16 protein-coding genes and 1 tRNA gene are annotated in these 18,258 nt (G+C 67.0%); 9 read left to right on the top strand and 8 right to left on the bottom strand.

Annotation, left to right across the window (positions count from 1 at the left end):
- Positions 1-357: 357 nt before the first annotated feature.
- Together MJ607_RS19655 and MJ607_RS19650 are read left to right on the top strand one after the other, a co-directional pair.
- The gene (locus MJ607_RS19655) at positions 358-654 is read left to right on the top strand and encodes an N-acetyltransferase (RefSeq protein WP_243077334.1); all 297 of its coding nucleotides are present in this window, start codon (positions 358-360) and stop codon (positions 652-654) included.
- A 179-nt stretch (positions 655-833) separates the two neighbouring features.
- Entirely contained in the window at positions 834-1,115 is a 282-nt protein-coding gene (locus MJ607_RS19650) for a hypothetical protein (protein WP_243077333.1), read from the top strand.
- A 169-nt stretch (positions 1,116-1,284) separates the two neighbouring features.
- Here MJ607_RS19650 and MJ607_RS19645 read toward each other — a convergent pair whose 3' ends face one another.
- The gene (locus MJ607_RS19645) at positions 1,285-2,301 is read right to left on the bottom strand and encodes a hypothetical protein (RefSeq protein ID WP_243077332.1); all 1,017 of its coding nucleotides are present in this window, start codon (positions 2,299-2,301) and stop codon (positions 1,285-1,287) included.
- Positions 2,302-2,758: 457 nt separating this feature from the next.
- On the opposite strand from MJ607_RS19645, the gene MJ607_RS19640 reads away from it, so the two are divergent.
- Positions 2,759-3,124: a hypothetical protein gene (locus tag MJ607_RS19640; protein WP_243077331.1), complete on the top strand. Its 366-nt coding sequence runs from the start codon at positions 2,759-2,761 to the stop codon at positions 3,122-3,124.
- Between the two features lie 330 nt (positions 3,125-3,454).
- Positions 3,455-3,970 carry a hypothetical protein gene (locus tag MJ607_RS19635; RefSeq protein WP_243077330.1) on the top strand — a complete coding sequence of 172 codons (516 nt, stop codon included), beginning with the start codon at positions 3,455-3,457 and terminating at the stop codon, positions 3,968-3,970.
- Positions 3,971-4,077: 107 nt separating this feature from the next.
- On the opposite strand, the gene MJ607_RS19630 is transcribed toward MJ607_RS19635, so the two are convergent.
- Positions 4,078-4,314 carry a hypothetical protein gene (locus MJ607_RS19630; RefSeq protein ID WP_243077329.1) on the bottom strand — a complete coding sequence of 79 codons (237 nt, stop codon included), beginning with the start codon at positions 4,312-4,314 and terminating at the stop codon, positions 4,078-4,080.
- A 1,434-nt stretch (positions 4,315-5,748) separates the two neighbouring features.
- On the opposite strand from MJ607_RS19630, the gene MJ607_RS19625 reads away from it, so the two are divergent.
- Positions 5,749-6,612, top strand: coding sequence for a hypothetical protein (locus MJ607_RS19625; protein WP_243077328.1), 864 nt, complete (start codon positions 5,749-5,751; stop codon positions 6,610-6,612).
- A gap of 124 nt (positions 6,613-6,736) precedes the next feature.
- Here the strand turns inward: MJ607_RS19625 and MJ607_RS19620 are convergent, their stop codons facing one another.
- Positions 6,737-7,294, bottom strand: coding sequence for a hypothetical protein (locus tag MJ607_RS19620; protein WP_243077327.1), 558 nt, complete (start codon positions 7,292-7,294; stop codon positions 6,737-6,739).
- A 464-nt stretch (positions 7,295-7,758) separates the two neighbouring features.
- On the opposite strand from MJ607_RS19620, the gene MJ607_RS19615 reads away from it, so the two are divergent.
- Complete coding sequence (locus MJ607_RS19615) at positions 7,759-10,509, top strand: AAA family ATPase (RefSeq protein WP_243077326.1); 2,751 nt, start codon at positions 7,759-7,761, stop codon at positions 10,507-10,509.
- 49 nt (positions 10,510-10,558) lie between these two features.
- Here the strand turns inward: MJ607_RS19615 and MJ607_RS19610 are convergent, their stop codons facing one another.
- Complete coding sequence (locus tag MJ607_RS19610) at positions 10,559-11,755, bottom strand: Fic family protein (RefSeq protein WP_308193865.1); 1,197 nt, start codon at positions 11,753-11,755, stop codon at positions 10,559-10,561.
- A 94-nt stretch (positions 11,756-11,849) separates the two neighbouring features.
- Positions 11,850-12,062 carry an AlpA family transcriptional regulator gene (locus MJ607_RS19605; protein WP_243077325.1) on the bottom strand — a complete coding sequence of 71 codons (213 nt, stop codon included), beginning with the start codon at positions 12,060-12,062 and terminating at the stop codon, positions 11,850-11,852.
- Between the two features lie 96 nt (positions 12,063-12,158).
- Here MJ607_RS19605 and MJ607_RS19600 point away from each other — a divergent pair, with 96 nt between their 5' ends.
- Both MJ607_RS19600 and MJ607_RS19595 read left to right on the top strand, forming a co-directional pair.
- The gene (locus MJ607_RS19600; RefSeq protein ID WP_243077324.1) at positions 12,159-12,869 is read left to right on the top strand and encodes a DUF6214 family protein; all 711 of its coding nucleotides are present in this window, start codon (positions 12,159-12,161) and stop codon (positions 12,867-12,869) included.
- Positions 12,856-14,004, top strand: coding sequence for a site-specific integrase (locus MJ607_RS19595; RefSeq protein ID WP_243077323.1), 1,149 nt, complete (start codon positions 12,856-12,858; stop codon positions 14,002-14,004). Before MJ607_RS19600 ends, MJ607_RS19595 begins: the two co-directional genes overlap by 14 nt.
- 71 nt (positions 14,005-14,075) lie before the next feature.
- Here the strand turns inward: MJ607_RS19595 and MJ607_RS19590 are convergent, their stop codons facing one another.
- The 3 genes from MJ607_RS19590 to MJ607_RS19580 form a co-directional block, all read right to left on the bottom strand.
- Positions 14,076-14,744, bottom strand: a complete 669-nt coding sequence (locus MJ607_RS19590; protein ID WP_243077322.1) for a hypothetical protein — start codon at positions 14,742-14,744, stop codon at positions 14,076-14,078.
- Between the two features lie 396 nt (positions 14,745-15,140).
- Positions 15,141-15,216 (bottom strand) — tRNA-Met (locus MJ607_RS19585).
- A gap of 377 nt (positions 15,217-15,593) precedes the next feature.
- Positions 15,594-16,613, bottom strand: coding sequence for a YafY family protein (locus MJ607_RS19580; protein WP_243077321.1), 1,020 nt, complete (start codon positions 16,611-16,613; stop codon positions 15,594-15,596).
- A 206-nt stretch (positions 16,614-16,819) separates the two neighbouring features.
- Between MJ607_RS19580 and MJ607_RS19575 the strand changes: the two genes are divergently transcribed.
- Entirely contained in the window at positions 16,820-18,241 is a 1,422-nt protein-coding gene (locus tag MJ607_RS19575) for an FAD-binding oxidoreductase (RefSeq protein ID WP_243077320.1), read from the top strand.
- The last annotated feature ends 17 nt before the right edge of the window (positions 18,242-18,258 follow it).

The raw sequence follows: 18,258 nt of genomic DNA, 5'->3' as shown, positions 1-18,258 counted from the left end.
GAGTACGAGCGTTCCGCTGTCCGACGACGGTCGCCCACGATCGAGGCGCCGCCCGCCATCGGTGCTCATCCGCGCATAGGTTGGGCCCGACGTGCTCCGCCCGCTGGGCCTGCAGGGGTTGCGCGAGAATTTGCCGCGAGGACCGACGACGTCCCGGCGCGGGAGTGAAGGATCACAAAATGGCGACAGTGACGGTGCGGCCGATGACCCGCAGGGAGTTCGACGAGTGGCAGCTCGTCCTCGCCGAGGAGTATGCCGGCGAGCAGGTCGAGGCGGGTCGATGGCCGGCTGAGGGAGCGGTTCAGCGAGCGCGCGAAGAGAACACAGGCCCTGCCCAGCGGCCTCCAGACGGAGCGGATGCTGCTTCTCACAGGACTGGATGCGGCTGGTGTGCCGTTGGGTCGGGCGTGGGTGAGCCTGGATCATCCGCGCGGCGCGCCGGACGTCGCGTTCCTTTACGACATCGAGGTCATCGAGGCGCGGAGGGGCACAGGTCTCGGACGCGCACTACTGTCGGCCGTCGAAGCCGCGGCCCGGGATGCCGGTGCCAGAGCGCTCGAATTGAACGTCTTCGGCTCCAACCGCCCCGCGATCATGCTCTACCCGTCAGCAGGGTACGACGTCGTGACGCAGCAGATGCGCAAGCCGCTGTAGCCCAGCAGGTCTGTCTCCTCGGTTGCTGTTCGTGAGCGAGAGCTGAATCCGACGAGCAAGTGAAGAGTCAGTCGCTGCACTGCCGGGCCGAGCGATAGCCGGTCGCTCAGCGCGCGAATACAGGGAGGCCTGCGCGCGACGCGAGGAGTGTCGGCAGGGCAATCGGTATGTTTGGCCGCGTGACTGACGAGCGACAGAATCTTCTCTGGCGTCGCGAGATCCTCGCTGCGTACATGGAGGTTCTGGATCGACCAGGCGAGCTCTTCGCGATGACGACCTCGCTCGAAGGGGACACGGATCGGCTACGACGCGTCGTGCAGGACACGTTCGCGCTGAGCGCGGTTGCGGCTGACGCGGTTATTGCTATGCAGATCAAACGCTTCACGCCGAACGAGCGCGAGAAGACTCGAGGCGAGCTAGCCGACGTCGATCTACGGATCGAGCGAATCGACGGCTCGTAGGCCGGTCCACATGCGGGCGTTGCACGTAGGCGGCTCGTCTGCGTGCGCAGTGCATTAGCCCGTCGGATTCGACGCGGAGGCCCGACGTGGCGGCATGGTCCACACGCGTCGAGCACCGCGCGGTCGCGGACACTGTGCCCTGCGCGAGGGTGCGAGCGCCGCCGAGCCGTCACCACCCGGGCGGGACGATCGACGCACTCCCGAGAATCTCTTCCAGGGCGTCAGCCGGCACGCGCTGCGTGCACCACACGTCGATGAAGAACGCGAGACCGGACTGTCGGAACGCGCGGGCGGCGAGGATCCCGTTCATTCCACTGTCGTTGACGGCCTCGATCGTCCGGGCAGCGACGACGCGGTTCGCCGGAGGACCGAACCCCATGTCTCGCTCAAGCGCGTCCGACGACACGTCGTCCTCGGTCCAGCCGTAATACCAGGCCATCGCCCGGTCCGTCGCGACGCGGTCGTCAGGGGCGGTAGTCACTGTCTCGTCGAGGCGACTCTGCTGGAAGTTCGCCGTGCAGTCGCCGTCTGCCGACGTGTAGCCCCACGACCCACCGTCGTCCGGGGTCGTGAGCGTCCAGTTGCCGCCGCCGACGACCGCCGAATCCTCCCAGATCGACTGGTCGGGAACGAGTCCCGCGCTCGCCTCGAAGTCGAGCCGCTCGCGTGAACGGCGGATGTCGACCGCTAGGTCGCCGAGCAGCAGGTTGGCGGAGTCGATGGCGTCGATCCCCTCCGGGCACTCGATCTTCATCGACAGCTCGGCGTCGGCGGCGGTGAGCACCCGGGTCGAATGGACCTGGGCGTGCTCGCTCGCGCCTTCTCGCTTGGCGGCGACCGCGCGGAACTGCAGGCGCGACGGCGAGCCCGAGATGCGAGCGGTGCTCTCGAACACGACATCGCCGAGCGCCGAGGGGTTCATCTCGCTGAACTCTGCAAGAGCATCGTCCGACGCGGCCAGGTCGTCGGCGCCCTCGACGTACTCTGCCTGGATCAGCAGGACGTCGCAGCCTGTCGCATTCTGCGTGTAATCCCAGAGCCCCTCGTCCTGACCTCCGGTCGAGAGCACGTACGTGTAGCCGCCGTCCCAGAGGCCCGTGTGATTCCACCTGACCTGCCATGTTCCGGAGCGCAGCCCCTCGCCGTCGGCGAAGGTCACGACGTCGGGGAGATCGGAGGAATCCACCCATGCAGCGGTGCGCGACGTCGCACTGGCGGACGGCGATGAGGTCGTCAACGGCCCAGCGCCGGACGCAGCCGTGCAACCGCACAGCGCCATGCCTGCTGAGACGCTGATGATCAGCACGGTGGCGAGGCGCCTCTTCAAGGCGGGCGGATGGGCATGGTGGCCATCGACGTCGACGTGCACCGTCAGGTCGTCGAAGTTGCGCGGATCATCATCAGACATAGCGCCATCCCCAGAAAAGCACCGGTCCAAAGGAGATTCCTCTGTAACGAGAATGATGCACCCACCACAACTCGGATGCAACGGTGTATCGAACGCCGCGTTCGATTCTGATGTGATCTCTAACGAAGGGGCTCCTGATCGCTATCCCTGCCGAATTGCTCCTCCGGAAGCCGGCTAGACGAGCAGTGTGTGACGAGTTGGCTCAGCGAGAACCGCGCTGTGGAATATTCTGCGCATGACGAACGCGGGCGTGGTGTCTGAGCGTGTTCCCGCCGCGTACGGGATCTGGAGCGTGGTCGCCGCAGTCGGATCCCTGCTCATTCCTTCTGCGGTCGTTCGCATCTGGCTTTCATTGGCGACCTCCGGCCCCAGCGACGATCGCTGGAGCGCAGCGCTGACGATGAGCAACCGGGTGGGATTAGCGATTGGGTGGGCTATCGCCGTCGGTGCCGTCGTCCTCGGGGTTATGTCCATCCGTCGGGCTATGCCTCGCGTCGGCCAACCTGGAAGAACTCGCGCGCTCGTGTTGGGATGGATCGGCGTGGGAATCGCGATTCTGCTCGGTCTCTTCTTCTTCCCCCTGGGCCTGGTGGGGACCTGAACCGTTCCGCGCTAACCTTCTGCCGCTCGCTGCGACGGGGTTCGGGCGGTCGCGTGCTCGTTCATCGGTCGCTGAGCGGTCATTAGTCGCGAGATAGGTGACAAGATCGGCCATGAAGTCGATTGCATCGACGCTGGCCCGGCCGCCGCGCCCCGACGCTGGTGCTCGACGTCGATGATCGAATACGCCGCCGTTCACGTGGAGAAGTCCGACGCCGGCGCTTCTCTCCTCGTGCGTATCCGCTGATCGCCGGATATGCAGTTGGCGGGAGGAACTCTAGTGTTCGCATTGGGGTACATTCGGTGCCCGACATCGGGCAGGATCACCGTTATGGCGACGACATTCGCGCAGTTCCGGGATTCCCTTGCGGATCCTTCGGCGCGGGACGCGCTCGGGATCCGAATCTCTGACGCCGAGGCGCAGCGCGCCTTCGACGACGTCGCCCTGGCCCGTTCCCTATTCGTCCAATGGCGGGAGGTGGAGGAGAGCATTCCGCTCCCGGCCGCATCGGATGCGGCCATCGAGTCGGGTGCGTCAAAGACGGCGCAAGACGACTCTGGGCAATCACCGCCCTCTCGGAGTGGCCGGCTTTTCGTAGCGTTTCTCGGAGTGTGCGCCACCTTCGTGGCCAGCTACATGGCCGTGAGTCTGGCGGCCTTCGTCACCCCAGCCTTCTGGACGTGGGGGAGGGAGCCGACCGTAATCGAATGGATCATCCGTGGGATCTATCTTGCGGCGCCCTTCGTGATCACCGTGCTCGTCGGCCGAAGCCTTTACCGATGGGCCAGGCGCCAAGAACCCAGAAAGGCAGGAGACTCTCCAGCTTCGGATCCGGGAGAGCAGTGAGCTCTGGTAGCGACGCGTGTGCGCCATCTCCAGTTCGCAGCACGGGTCCTCTACCGCGCAGGTACCCGCTGGATCGGACGTTGCGGGGCTGTGGACGCCCTAACGGGCTACTTCGTAGTCTTGTAGGGGTTGCCTTGCGAGGCGAGCCAGATCTGCCGACCAGTCATCGTGAAGAAGAGGATCCCGAGCAGACCGGGGATCGCCCAGCCGCCGGACGAGAAGACACTCCACATCCCGAGGATGAGGATCAACGACAGCACACCGTAGAGGGTCAGCCAGCCGGTGTTGAAGATCCACCAGGGGCCGGATTTGGGCTTGGTTGCAGGCTGATTCGCGTTGGTCATGACGGCGAAATTACAGCCTCGCGGCGCGCGGCTAGATCCGGGTCGTCCGCGGTGTGGATAACTTCGGCAGAGACCGCGTGTCTCAGGCTACGCTCGCGCGAGCGGACGACCTTGAAACGGCAGCGACGGCGCTGTGTCCCGGTATCGGCATGGGGAACGTGGCGTCGACTTGGCCGCTTCGACGTTCGTCGACGAGGATGATCGTCGCGCGACGGGCGGAAGCCGCTCCCTCAGCGAGCGATCGTTGCCCCGACTGTGCTGGGCAATCAGAAGACGTCGATCGCGCGTCTCGCGAGGTCTACCTCGACCGCCTGCCGGCGAACCTTCCAGCCGCGTCGGGCGCTCGGGCTGTCGTGTCTACCGTTCTGCGTTGCGCGAGCCTCGGCGGAGCTCGCCCACTGATGGATTGCCCGCAAGCCCACTTCGCTGGCTAGATTCGCCTTGTTCCCGACGGAAGGACAGATCATGGGCACCCGCGACCGCTGAGATCCCCAAGCGAGCCCCCACCCGACATACTCCGGCGGGGGCTTCGTCTTGCAAGCAACCCAATGCGCCGAAGCCGTGCCCGAAGGGGCAGTGTTCCTGCTCGCGGCTTCCTACTCGACCGTTGGTGAGGAAAATGAACTCTGAGCGACTTGGACGGATGAGATGGCCGTATCAACTCTTCTGGAGGTGGGTAGGCCGCCGGTCGCCCCGGCGCGACCCCAGAGTAGGCCGGTCATCGGCTCCAGCCGGGACCCACGGGCGGCCCGGATTATCGGGCTTCAGAGGGCGGCCGGCAACGCCGCCGTGGCCCGTCAGCTGACTATGCAACGACCATCGGCGGAGGGCCAAGGACGCTCGAACTCGGTCGAGCTTCAGCGGTGCTGTCCTCCGCCGCGCGACTGCCTGTCCGAGGAGCATGCCACCTGCTCGGCTCAGCACGTCGAAGAGGATCCTCACAAGCAGGATGCGGCAAATCCGGGGACACCTGAAGCGCCATTGCATCGAGGTGATGGCGGGGATTACACCCCCGGCATCCTGCCTCCTCTTCAGCGGCTGGTCGAGCCCCACCATCGACCAGGGTCGGAGATCAGCCCAAGGGCGAGCATCACTGAAACGTCGACCAGCGGGGTAGAAACACGATCGAGTCAGGGTCGGTCGGGTGCGGGGGCCCCTCGCCGTCCCGGCTCACCCGCTTGCTCGCTGCATACGGGTGAGGTTGTCGCGCAACGCACGATCCCGGGAGGAGCGAAGTCCGGCGACGACTCCACGTCTCGGGCAGCACGGATAGTGCTTGACCGCGCTCGGAGCGAAGCGATACTTGCCTACCGCGCGGGAAAGGTCACCTGGCGTCAGTTCATCCAAGTACACACACGAATTCGCAGGGCGGACGCTGCTCTCGAGGCATATCGGAAGGCGATTGGTACCACCGGCGGAGGAGCGTTGGGGCCCATGAGCGCTACCACGATGACCGGCAACCCGCTGGGGATGATCTTGGCTCTGGGCGCTGCAGTGGTTGCATCGGCCGCGCTTGCTCCGAGGCCCACGCGCGGGGGCGATAGCGCGAGCGCCGCAGAGGAATTGGGCCGCCGACTACGCGAGCTCGGTCGTCCCATCGACCCAGTGGTGCCACCGATGCCCGATCGATCGCCACGTGCCGAAGGCGAGCCCGCGCCCCGTAAAAGGGACGGTTGCGGTGACCCTAGGACCATCTGTGTCGCCCCCGGTACGATCCTTGGGTCTGATGTTGCAGGGACGTGGGGCAACGTAGCCGAGGACCTTATCCAAAAGGACTTCTGCCGTGTCTTGAACCGGGATTGCGTGGAGGGTGTCGATGTGTACTTCGACGAATCCGAACGTGCCGACCTGCTCACGCTCGGGCTGGTGCGACACAACCCGCATCTACACGGGCGGGAGACGGAACTCCGCAAGCGCGTGCGGTCGCAAAGCAGACCGGACATCGTAAGCTTCGCTCCTCCTCGTGAGTACTACGAGATCAAGCCCCTGTCACTCAGCGGTGTTCCTGCCGGGGGCGGCAAACTCACGCAGATCGCTGGTCTCATGGCCGACTTTCGCTTGCCGTACGGGCCAGGAACCGCCTACAACCCAAAGCACACAATCCCGCTGGGGCGATCGATAACTGTAAGCGGGTGCCCGTTCCAGGTTGACCTCAAACCCACGCTCGCCACACCTGGGTTGTTGGTGTATCAGATATGCATCACCGGACCCTGGGGGGTCTTCGGACAAGGAAGCGTAATCGTCAACCTAGCGCGCATCCACAAGACGATCGCTGAGACAATCAAAGGCGCGCGCTGACACACCCAGCTGGAAGCTGGACGCATAAGGCATTGCGGCGACTTTTCGGGCGAGTTCGAATGCCTCAGTGGGGGTCCCTCGCGGTCGCAAGCGGGTGGCTAACCGTTCACCGCTCCGCGGGAGGTCAATGCGCCCAGACGATGTCGCGGATGCGCTCACGCGTGTCTGCATAAGCGACCCATTCCTCGGTGATTAGGAACCCGTCGTCGATGGGATAGGTGTCCTCGGGGGGTATGAGCCAGGTTCCGTCGGCACCTGTTTCCGTGTGATAGCCGCTCTGCTGGACCATGCCGATAAACGAGTCCTTCTCACCGGGTTTCAGCGCCGACCACGCATAGAAGCGAACAGAGCGTGGGTTCTCGGGCGCAGCCCACACGCACTCGATATTCGCGCCGGTTGGGAAGAGTTCGAAGTACTGCCATGGCCCGGTCGACGGAGTCATGCCCACGTTGCGCAAGTAGGCATCGACATCCGGGGCGAGCATGCTCTCGCAACTGATCGTGTCAATCGTGGGTAGCTGGGGCGGCGGGTTTGGCGACGGTGAGCTTTCTGCGGCGACAATCGTCGGCTCGCGCGTAACTGTCGCGGTGACGGTGACCGTTGGGGCCGGGGCGCTCGCGCCCTCGGCGCAACCGGCGAGCGACGGGGCGGCTATTCCAAGTGCAATGAGCGTGACCAGCATCCGTGAGTTCACGGGATCAAGCTATCGGTCCCCTTGAGTCCAGGTGCATATCGCGACGCACGATCGCCGGTCCGTCTGCGCGCTGGCCGATGCGGTTGGCTCGTTCTGGATCTCGTCGTCGAAGTAGATGTCGACGCCAAGAGCCGAGATCTGATCGACCAGGTCACGGGAAGAACAAACCCGCCCTGAGACGAGTCGGAATCGGCCGACGCCGTCAGCGAGCGTCGCAATTGACCGGCACGCATGTAAGCACGATGATCGCCCGATATACGAACTACTGATAGCCGCCAAGGAACGCGCCCGCCTCGACTCCGCTCCCACGCGCCGACTCCGCCCCCACGCCCCGACTCCACCCGCGCCCGCCAAGCCACCCCGCCCCTCCCCACGACGAAGAACAAGAGAAGAAGCAATGCACGTAGGCACCATGCCTGGTGGTGACACGGCTACGCATGTATTCTGTCGACATGCGCGGGGGACTGCGGAGCTGGAAGCGGGGAGGCGACTCCCGCGGCATCCGCAACGCGCTCTCCTACGCGTTTAACGGGACGTGCGATGCCCACCATCGCGAGCCACTTGGCGCCGAGATGGCCGCCCGCTACGCCGAGGGCGGCGGAGCTACCGTCACGCGCTTTACAGTGGTCGGCGGGGCGATCGCGCGTGACGAGCTCGACGCCATCGCGCTCCGCCATTGGATCGAGGGCGGGAACCCTGCGACCGGAGATCCGCGCGGGCTCGTGCACCGCTCCGAGAACACCGATCTGATGCTCGATGGCACGATCAACTTCCCGAAGTCCTACAGCATCGCGGCCCTGCTCGCGCCGGACCTCGCAGTCGAGTTCGAGGCGCTGCAGGATCGCATGCGCGACCGGACGGTCACGCTGTGGCAGAGCCAGCTCAACGCTCGCCGCGGGCACGGCGGCAGCATCCGTGAAGACATCGCGAGGCTCGAGGTCGTCGAGCTCCAGCACAGCAGATCGCGGGCGCTTGATCCGCACATTCACCGGCACCTGTGGCTGAACATGAAGGTGCAGGGCGTCGACGGCAAGTGGTCGAGCCTGGACTCGCGAGTGGCGATGAAGTTCCACACCGTGGTCAATGCCGAGGGTGAGCTCGCTGCGCGCACCGACCCGCGATGGATCGCGGCTCTCGCCGCCCACGGGTACACGCTCGATGACGACGGCGAGATTGCGCAGCTCGCGCACGTCGTTCGTCCGCTGTCGCGACGCTCGAACAAGATCGAGGCGAACCGCATGCGCCTGATCGCCGCGTGGCGCAGTGAGCACCCCAGCCGCGAGCCGGGAGCGGAAGACCTCCACCACATCGATGCTCTCGCGTGGGCGCAGGGCCGTCCGAGCAAGCCCACCCACCTCGATGAGGAAGCGTGGCAGTCCCGGGTGCGGGCCGAGCTTGCCGAGATCGATCCGCTCCTGCTCGGCACCCTCAGCCCGGCCCGAGTCGAGATGGCGTCGCTCGCTGATCTCGATCGCGACCTGCTCGCGCAGATGGCGATCGCTGATGCCGACGCCAGGTCGGTGTCGAGCAGCGGGCGGTTCTCGGAGTGGGACGTACGCGCAGGAGCGATCCGCGCCGTCTCGCGAAGCCGCGTCGCCGTCGATCGAGAGATGCTCGACGAGCTTGTCGACGATGTCGTGGCGCGAGCCCGCGACGACACCTTCGATCTGGTGCCGGATGATGCAGCGAAGCCGGAGCACATCAAGGCGCTGATGGCGTCGGCGACCGTGCTCCTCAAGCTCCGCGTCGGCAACCGCTTCGCCGGCCTGGCTGCGCCCGGCGCATTGCCGCAACACGAGCAGATGCGCGAACTCGCACGCCGGCACGCGGGGGAGCGCGGCGCTCTCGACGATGCGCAGCTGGCTGCGGCATCCGCCATCGCTGGCACGGGTCGACTCGTCTCGATCACGGGACCTGCCGGCTCGGGGAAGACCACCCTGCTGCGCGTCGCGCGCGATGCGCTCGCTCTGCAACGCAGAACGCTGATCCTGGTTGCGCCCACGAAGAAGGCGGCCGTCGTCGCCGAGCGCGAGGTCGGTGCGACGGCCTCGAGCCTGCATGCACTGCTCGCGGACTATGGGTGGCGGTGGGGCGACGACCCGGCGGGCAGTCAGCGGTGGTCACGCATGAGCTTCGGCGAGATCGATGAGTCCGGTCGCCGCTATCTCGGGCCGGAGCGGTTCGCGCTGCGCCGCGGTGATCGCGTCGTCGTCGACGAGGCGGGGATGGTCGATCTGCAGAGCGCCGACGCGCTCGCGGCCGTCCTCGAGCAGACCGGTGCGGGCCTCGCGATGATCGGCGACCCGCGTCAGGCGGCGCCGGTCGGCCATGCCGGCGCGATGGCGCTGCTCACCCGCCATGCTGATCACGTCGTCGAGCTGCGTTCCGTGCATCGCTTCGCCGATCCGGCGTACGGCGCGTTGACGTTGCGGGTGCGTGACGTGTCTACATCGGCCGGAGCTGTCGCGGTTGCGGACGAGCTCGAAGCGGGCGGTCACGTTGCACGGGTTGCGAGCACGGATGCCGCCCAGGATGCAATGGTCGATGCGTGGTTCGAGCGGGTCGGACGCGGAGAGCGCATCTCGCTCGTGGTGGCAACGAACGACGACGCGGACGCGATCAGCGAAGCGATCCAGCAGCGCCGTGTAGACGTCGGCGAGCTCCGAACGGATGCCATCGCCTTCGGACGTGACGGCCAGCGGCTTCTCGTCGGCGACGTCATCCAGACGCGCCGGAACGACAGCGCCGCGGGTGTGGAGAATCGTGCGACGTGGACCATCACATGGATGGACGACGACCGGCTCGCCCTGGTGAATCTCAGGGACTCGACGGAGCGTCGCACGATTCGCACCGAGTATGCGGCCGAGCATGCGCATCTCGCCTACGCCTCGACCGTGCACGGCATCCAGGGCGAGACGGTCGACACCTCGATCGTCGGCCCCGGCGTCGACGCTGCCGGTCTCTACGTCGGTCTCACTCGAGGGCGGCGCTGGAATGAGGCGATCGTGGTGGCGGGCTCGCGCCATGCGGCGCGAGTCGAGCTGGCGGCGGCGATGCGGCGCGGCATCCCGGAACCGACGATCGAGGACTCGCGACGGGGTGCGCAGATCGACCTCAGTCGGGCGGCGCGGCGGGCTGTGGCGCCCGAGTGGTCGGGGCCGGTGGCGCAGCCAGGCGTCGGTCGCGGTGGGCTGGGGCGGTAGCTCCGCTGCCGTCGAACCGACGACCCCGCGTCTTTCGAACTCCCGAACCTCACAGCGCTTCGCGTCGGCCGGCGCGTTTGGCGAACTCGTCGAGCGCGGTGAGCACCTCATCACTACGCCAGAACGGGCCGAGCTGGTGTTCCGCTTTCGACTTCAGGATGCCGGCATCCACGAGCGCGGTGAGTGGTGGGTAGACGTTCGGCTGCTGGACGCCGAGCTCTGCGGCTGCGGCGGCTGAAGAGAGCACGGGCCGTCGTACCAGGACGTCGAGCAGCTTCCATGCGTTGCTGGAGCGTCGGACCGTGAGGCGGTCGTTCCAGCTGGCACGGATCCGGTCGAGCTCGGCGACGAGCGTCCGAGTGTTGCCGACGGCGCGCAGCGCGGCATCCGCGAAAGCCGTGACGATCGGGGACACATCGCCCTCTCGATAGGCCGTGAGAGCACGGTGATACCCCTCGACGTCGGCGAGCAGCCCCGCAGAGACCGGCACCGCCACATTGCGTGTGACGCCGCGGTGCCTCAGCATCGCCTGGGCGAGGGCCCGCCCGGTGCGGCCGTTGCCGTCGGAGAACGGGTGGATCGTCTCGAACTGCGCGTGGGCGATCGCCACCGACACGAGGGGCGCGGCATCGGTTCGTCGGGCGAATGCCGTGACGTCGTCGAGCAGCGTTTCGATGCGCGAGTGATGCGGCCCGACGAACTCGGCCCCGACGGGCGAGTCGCTGCGCGTGCCGATCCACACTGCCTCGTCACGCCATCGCCCGGGGGTGTGGCGAGGCTGCTCGGCCATCAGGACTTCGTGCATGCGCGCGATCGCATCGGGCGTGAGGCCGTCTGCGAGATCGATCGCTGCGGTCATGGCGCGCGTGTTGGCGGCAACGAGCTCCGCATTGCGGCTCGTCGTCGCGCCGAGCTCGGCGCTGAAGATCGCCCGCGCAGACGCCGTGATGTTCTCGATCTGCGACGACGATGCCGCCTCTGACCGCAGGAGGATGGGCGCGAAGGACGCCACGCGCTCCCCGAGCTCCGCGTCGAGGCGACTCAACTCCCTCGATGCCACGTCGGCGGCGGATGCGGCCCCCGTCGACGAGTCAGGAGTGAGCTCCGCGATCCGAGCAGGAAGCGCTGACCGGTAGGTTGCGCCATAGGCGTCGAGACCAGGACCTGCCCACGATGAACTGGGTAGCCAGGTGCGGTCCTCCCACTCGATCGCCGGCCAGGCCGACGCCGGCGCAGGTGTGCTCATAATGTCGATGCCCAATCTTATGAGTAACTTGGTTAATCATAAGACTGAGCCAGAGTCCTATGGGCGGCGGCAGCCGCGGCATCCAAATCCCGCACTACCTCGCCGCGAGCACGTCGTCCGTTCGGGTGCACGCGCGACTCTCCATCCACGCGACGACCTCGGAACGCTTGTAGAGGATCGTCTTCGCCGACAGGCGGTAGAACCTTGGGCCGACGCCGCGGTAGCGAAGCTGGGCGATGGCGGCCTTCGTCATGCACATGAGCGTCGCGGTCTCGGGGAGCGTGAGCCATTCGTCATCGACATCCATCTCGAACCTCCTTGCGGCATCATGTCATCGATACGCACACAGTATGACTCTTTCGTAGTTGTGTCAATGGAGCGCAAACCGTGGCAGACTCTCCCCATGGCGCAGTTCGTCGAGACCTCCGGGCAGACAATCGTGGTTCCACCAGGAATCGCCCTTCCAGCCAGGATCGAAGGGTCTCTACCGGTCGATCACAAGAATGTGGGAGCGCTGGAGCCGAACGACGTCGTCATGGCGCGCTTCCGGCTCGAATACAGCTCGGAATCCCGCCGGTACGAGATCGCGTCGTTCGGACTCGACCGTGGCGAGGCGGCGGTCGAGATCGTCGGAGCGTTATGGCGGACGGTGCGCGTGCACTCCATCGTTCGCACGGCAATCGAGCTCGGTCTGCCGAGCTGGACCGAGTCGATCCCGCGCGCGCGATTCAGGCGACGAGACGGGGTCTTGCGGGACGCACCGAATTACCGCCCGTCGGATCCTGACGGGCTGCTCCTCGCGGCGCTCGCCTATCGAATCGCCGAAGTCTCCGGTGAGAACCCGGCGCTGGCCGTCGCAGAAACTCTCGGTCTGAAGCAGCGAACCGCCACGAACTGGATTGCCCGCGCCCGCCAATCCGACTACTTCACGAGCACCGACCATGAGGCGGCGAGCCGGCGGATCGCCAAGGAGCTTTGGGGTCGGATGCCGCTCCTCGAGCGTCCCCGCACCGATGAAGAAGAAACGGTGTACCGGGCGAACGAGGTCGAGCGGGTGCGCAGCTACCTAGAGCACCAGGCGCGATGGAGGCGAACGAGCGATGGGGACGATTGAGGCGTACGAGACAGCCCGCGGCAAGCGATACCGAGTCCGTTACCGCACGCCCGATCACCGGCAGACCGACAAGCGGGGGTTCCGCACGAAACGGGATGCCGATCTCTTCCTCGCGACGGTTGAAGTGTCGAAGGCCACGGGCGAATACATCGAGCCGGCACGAGCACGCACGACAGTCTCGGAACTCGGACCCGGATGGCTCGAGGCCAAGAAGTCTCGCCTGAAGCCATCCAGCTATCGCGCGCTCGAGGATGCGTGGCGGGTCTACGTCATGCCGCGGTGGGGCGCCACGCCCGTCTCGGCGATCACGCACAGCGACGTGCGCACCTGGGTATCGCAGCTCGCGGCCGGCACGGCGAGAACCGACCGGCGCGACAGCATCCGCACCCGCGGGCAGGCCGCCCGGAAGAAGAGTGCGACGGTCGTGATCCGGGCGCACGGGGTGCTCGCATCCGTTCTCGACATCGCGGTCAAGGACCGCCGCATCCCGCACAACCCCGCACGGGGCGTCGACAACCTGCCGCGCAAGCACCGCAAGGCTCACCAGTACCTCAGCCACGAAGAAGTCGAACGGCTCGCCGTCGCCGCGGGCGAGTTCTCGACGCTCGTGTACCTCGCCGCGTACACGGGGCTGCGCTGGGGAGAGTTGACGGCACTGCGGGTGCGTGACGTGGATGCGCTGCGTCGGCGTCTCGCCGTGAACGAGAACGCCGTGCGCGTCGGCGCCGAGATCCACGTGGGCACGCCGAAGACCCACGAGGTGCGATCGGTGCCCTATCCGGAGTTCCTCGAGCTGCCGATCGCGAAGCTGTGCGAGGGCAAGCCGCGGGACGCTCTGCTCTTCGGGGATGGTGTCGGCTACCTCGGCCGTCCGCGCTCGTCGGGAGCGTCGCGATCATGGTTCATGACGGCGCTGGATGCTGCGGGCCTCGAGCGGATGACGGTGCACGACCTGCGCCACACCGCCGCGTCGCTCGCGATCAGTTCGGGAGCGAACGTGAAGGCGGTGCAGCGGATGCTGGGCCACGCGTCGGCCGCGATGACGCTGGATGTCTATGCCGACCTCTTCGACGACGACCTCGATACGGTGTCGGCGTCGTTGAATGAGGCGCGGAGCGCTGCCATCGCACGGTGAACCGGCCACTCGTTGTGGTCGGGCTCGATCCATCTGTTGGGATGCCGAAGTCGGCTCGGCGCCTTCGGTGGTCAGCCGTAATTCTCGGCGTCGCGGCAAGCTGAGAACGCTTGTGCGTTGAGCCGTGTGTTCCAGATCCGGGTTGGGGAGGCAGGGCGGATTTCACGGCTTTGGCGGAATTGACCGTGATCGAACCATGAGACGGTCTCAATCTTCGCCGTGTGCAAAGCGCACGCTTCGTCGAGCGCAGGTTCGAGGTCGGTGTCCTGGGACGCGAGTATGACGAGGTCTATGTCCGTGGACCGAGCTTCGCGCACCATCGCGAGGGCGCAGAGGACGTCGACTCCCTTCTCCTGCGGCTTCCCAATGACGATGAAGTTGCCCGATCCGTCGGTCGCCTTTCGACCATCGTGCGTGCGCTGATACCGGTACTTGAGTGGTCGCAGGGTCACGCTTACCCGAGCGTCCTTTTCCCAATGCGACTTCTGAGCAAGGTTCCGCGCGTAGGCCTTGGGGTCGACATCGGCCGATGGAAGTCCTCGGTAAACGAGCACCTTGCTCAGGACTGCGCGGGCCATGCCCTCGCGTTGATTGGCGTTTCGCCGGGTGATGAGCTGGTTAGCAAAGTGGAGGGGATGAACCAGGTGTTCGTGCGGAGGCTGGTACTGCTCGAACAGTCCGGCACCGGTCAGGTGAACATTCTGATAGTCGATGATCACGGCAGCTCTGAGGTCAGGCATCGAGACCCTTCAGTAAAAAAAAGCCCCACCAGTCCTGTTAGGGACGGTGGGGAGCTAGGAGTACAGAATGACACACTTTGACCAACATGGCCAACTCACTTCGCTGAGGACGAAACCTACCGCCTTGCGCTCCCCGGCAAGAGGCACTTCAGCCGTCGGCGTGCTCCTCGCGGGGGCGGGCGCCAGCAACCGCGATCCACATCCCAGCGTCTTAGAGCTTGCAGTCTGCCAGCTTGTGCAGCAGGTGCACCGCGCGGCCTTCATTGGAGGGTCGCCAAGACTTCATTCGGCCACGGACTAGGGAGAGTGTGGGCAAAGTGTGGGCAAAACCGCATCACGCGGAAACGCGAAGGGCCACGATCCCTTGTAAACACTGGGATCGCGGCCCCTCGGACGTGGACGCGACGGCGGGAGTCGAACCCGCAACGCAACCGGTTATGAGCCGGTGCCCGGGACCACCCGGATCGCCGCGATGACCCCACGCTAACCCCGACCGTGGACAGAGTGAGCAAGCGTTAACCGAGGTTTCGCTGTGAGTCAGTCTGTGTCGGCACGCGGCTGCGGGTGGGGAGGAGCACCGGCCGGGGTGCGGCATCCGTCCCCGTCATCGCGTTGGGAGCACAGGCTGTCACAGAGCGCCCATGTTGTTCGTGTGGACGGCATGGGCCGTCGGCGAGAGCACATGCTCTGGATGCAGAATCCGTGAGGGTCGTTCCCGATGCGGCACCCAGACCCGCGCGACGGCTCAGGCGGCGAGCTCGGCCTGAAGAGCGCGCAGGCGGTCGACGACGAAGGCGTGGTCGTCGGCCTGGGGGAGTCCTGACACGCCCACCGTGCCGCTCTGTTCTGTCATGAGTCCGAGGGTGCCGAGGCTGCGGCATCCGTCACCCGCGCCGCAGGGAGCGGGCGCTCGAGTGCGCGCAGCATGCGTCCGAGCACCTCACGCAGCTCGCCGCGCGCGGGCTCGGCCAGATCGGTCGCGTATTCGACCCGTGCGGGCACCCACGAGAGCGCGTACATCGTCTCGCGGAAGTCGGCGCCGCCGATCGGCCACCGGGTGCGGTCGGCGTCCTCGGCGGAGGCGCCCTGCCCCCACTGCCCGAACCACTCGCGCATGCGGTCGATGGGCAGGTCCATCACGACGTCGGCCTCGACGGGCTGGCGCACCCACGAGCGGGCGACGGAGATGAACTCCTCGATCTGCTCGGGGGCGAGCGGATGCGGCGTGAACAGCACACGCGTGTGCTCGACATCTGCGAGCCGATCGACGCGGAACGTGCGCCAGTCGTCCTTGTCGAGGTCGCGGCACAGCAGGTACCAGTGCCGATCGGCGGGCGCGAGCACGTGCGGCTCGACGCGTCGCCGCGTGACCTCGCCGGATGCCGCGGTGTAGGTGAAGCGCACGCGCTCGTGGTCGCGGCAGGCGAGGGCGAGCTCGCCGAGCACCTCGGTCGAGACGGCGACTCCCGAGCCGATGCCCATCGGCTGCACCGCCTCGGCGAGCGCGTTCACGCGCCGCCGCAGCGGCGCGGGCAGCACCTGCTCGAGCTTCGCGAGCGCCGTGAGAGTGGTCTCCGGGCCGCCGACGAGCCGCTGGGATGCCGCGATCCGCAGGCCGATCGTCATCGCGACGGCCTCTTCGTCGGTGAGGAGCAGCGGCGGCACGGCGCTGCCCGCCTCGAGCCGGTAGCCGCCGGCGGACCCGGGCGCGGACTCGATCCGGTATCCGAGCTCGCGCAGGCGCTCGACATCGCGTCGCACCGTGCGCTCCGTCACTCCGAGCCGCTCGGCGAGTTCTGAGCCCGGCCAATGCCGGTGGGTCTGGAGGAGGTTGAGGAGCGAGAGCGCCCGCGTGGTCGTGTCGGACATGCGTCCATCATGACGCCGATTGCGGACGGATACTGTCCGCGAAGGCCCTTCGAGCCCGCGTTCCGCGGCGCTCCATGACGGAGTGTGTCGCAGGACAACCCAGCGTGACACCGCGCGCCGCACCGGATCCGTCGCATCCCTACTGTCGGGGATCGCCGGGAGGAACAGGCCGGCACTGTCCCGCCCCTCCTATGAAAGGCGCCGTGATGTCCGCGACGACCGCTCCCCTCGCCGAAGCCCGGCCGACCACCGCCGTGCAGGCTGTGCTCGCCGATCTGGAGCGCTTCCCCGAGATCGAGGTGCGGCATCCGTCGGAGCACACGCTCGACTATCTGCACGACGCGGCGACGCGCGGAGCGCGCGCCGGAGCCACGGCCGGCCCCGCCGTCGCGCTGCCGAGCACCGCCGAGCAGGTGCAGCGCATCGTGCGGATCGCCGCGGCGCACGGGGTCGCGATCGTCCCGCGCGGTGCCGGCACGGGGCTGTCGGGCGGAGCCCTCGCGACCGGCGGGCAGCTCGTCGTCTCGACGGAGCGTCTCGACCGCATCATGGAGGTCTCGCCGCTCGACGAGGTCGCCGTCGTCGAGCCCGGCGTGCTCAACGCCGCGCTCAATGCGCACGTCGCGCAGTGGGGCCTCTTCTACGCGCCCGACCCCGCGAGCTACGAGATCTCGACGATCGGCGGCAACATCGCGACGAACGCGGGCGGCCTGCGCTGCGCCAAGTACGGCGTGACGCGCGAATCGATCCTCGCACTCGACGTCGTGCTCCCGGACGGCGAGCTCATCTCGATCGGCCACCGCTCGATCAAAGGCGTCACGGGCCTGGATCTCGTGTCGCTCTTCGTCGGCTCCGAGGGCATCCTCGGAATCGTCGTCCGCGCGACGGTGCGCCTGCGCCCCATCCCCGTCGCCCGCCGCACGGTCACGGCCTTCTTCGACTCGACCGAAGCCGGAGCATCCGCCCTCGCCGCCATCACGCGCAGCCCTGTGCGCCCCGCGGTCATCGAGTTCCTCGACGAGCGCACCCTCGTCAACATCGACCTGCACCGCACGACCGCGCTTCGCGCGCGAGGCGCATCGCTCCTGCTGATCGAACTCGACGGCTATGGCATCGACGAGCAGTTCGCCGACCTGCGCGACGCCCTCGAGGCGGTCGGTGGCACCGTCACGGCCGAGGGCGCGGACGACGGCGACGAGCTCTGGGCGCTCCGCCGCGGGGGGCGCGGGCTCGACGACAAGACCTGGTTCGCGGGCGGCGACATCGCCGTGCCGAAGTCGCGCATCCCTGAGATCTACGCGGCTCTGCCCGGGCTCGAGGCGCGCTTCGGCGTCGAGATCGGCTCGGTCGCCCACGCGGGCGACGGCAACCTCCACCCCATCGTCACCAAGCCCATCCCGCCGGGAGCCGACCCGGCGTCTCCTCCCGCAGAGCTGCACGAAGCGGCCGACGAGCTCGTACGTCTCGCCCTCGCCCTCGGCGGAACGGTGAGCGGCGAGCACGGCATCGGCACGGTGAAGCGCGAGCTCGCGGCGCTCGAGCTCTCGCCGCGCAGCCGTGACGCTCAGCTCGCCGTGAAGGCGGCATTCGATCCGTTCGAGCTGCTCAACCCCGGCAAGGCCCTCTGATCCTGGGGCCGCCCGCC

The organism is Microbacterium sp. SS28, assembly GCF_022761035.1.
Classification (GTDB): domain Bacteria; phylum Actinomycetota; class Actinomycetes; order Actinomycetales; family Microbacteriaceae; genus Microbacterium.
This window is presented reverse-complemented; position numbering and strand designations above follow the sequence as displayed.

Bases quoted from the DNA above. Each gene is read 5' to 3' on its own strand.
- MJ607_RS19630 (WP_243077329.1), bottom strand. From the start codon at position 4,314: ATGACCAACGCGAATCAGCCTGCAACCAAGCCCAAATCCGGCCCCTGG.
- MJ607_RS19590 (WP_243077322.1), bottom strand. From the start codon at position 14,744: ATGCCTGACCTCAGAGCTGCCGTGATCATCGACTATCAGAATGTTCAC.
- MJ607_RS19620 (WP_243077327.1), bottom strand. From the start codon at position 7,294: ATGCTGGTCACGCTCATTGCACTTGGAATAGCCGCCCCGTCGCTCGCC.
- MJ607_RS19605 (WP_243077325.1), bottom strand. From the start codon at position 12,062: ATGGATGTCGATGACGAATGGCTCACGCTCCCCGAGACCGCGACGCTC.
- MJ607_RS19610 (WP_308193865.1), bottom strand. From the start codon at position 11,755: ATGAGCACACCTGCGCCGGCGTCGGCCTGGCCGGCGATCGAGTGGGAG.
- MJ607_RS19580 (WP_243077321.1), bottom strand. From the start codon at position 16,613: ATGTCCGACACGACCACGCGGGCGCTCTCGCTCCTCAACCTCCTCCAG.
- MJ607_RS19600 (WP_243077324.1), top strand. From the start codon at position 12,159: ATGGCGCAGTTCGTCGAGACCTCCGGGCAGACAATCGTGGTTCCACCA.
- MJ607_RS19655 (WP_243077334.1), top strand. From the start codon at position 358: ATGCTGCTTCTCACAGGACTGGATGCGGCTGGTGTGCCGTTGGGTCGG.
- MJ607_RS19640 (WP_243077331.1), top strand. From the start codon at position 2,759: ATGACGAACGCGGGCGTGGTGTCTGAGCGTGTTCCCGCCGCGTACGGG.
- MJ607_RS19625 (WP_243077328.1), top strand. From the start codon at position 5,749: ATGAGCGCTACCACGATGACCGGCAACCCGCTGGGGATGATCTTGGCT.
- MJ607_RS19615 (WP_243077326.1), top strand. From the start codon at position 7,759: ATGCGCGGGGGACTGCGGAGCTGGAAGCGGGGAGGCGACTCCCGCGGC.
- MJ607_RS19575 (WP_243077320.1), top strand. From the start codon at position 16,820: ATGTCCGCGACGACCGCTCCCCTCGCCGAAGCCCGGCCGACCACCGCC.
- MJ607_RS19635 (WP_243077330.1), top strand. From the start codon at position 3,455: ATGGCGACGACATTCGCGCAGTTCCGGGATTCCCTTGCGGATCCTTCG.
- MJ607_RS19595 (WP_243077323.1), top strand. From the start codon at position 12,856: ATGGGGACGATTGAGGCGTACGAGACAGCCCGCGGCAAGCGATACCGA.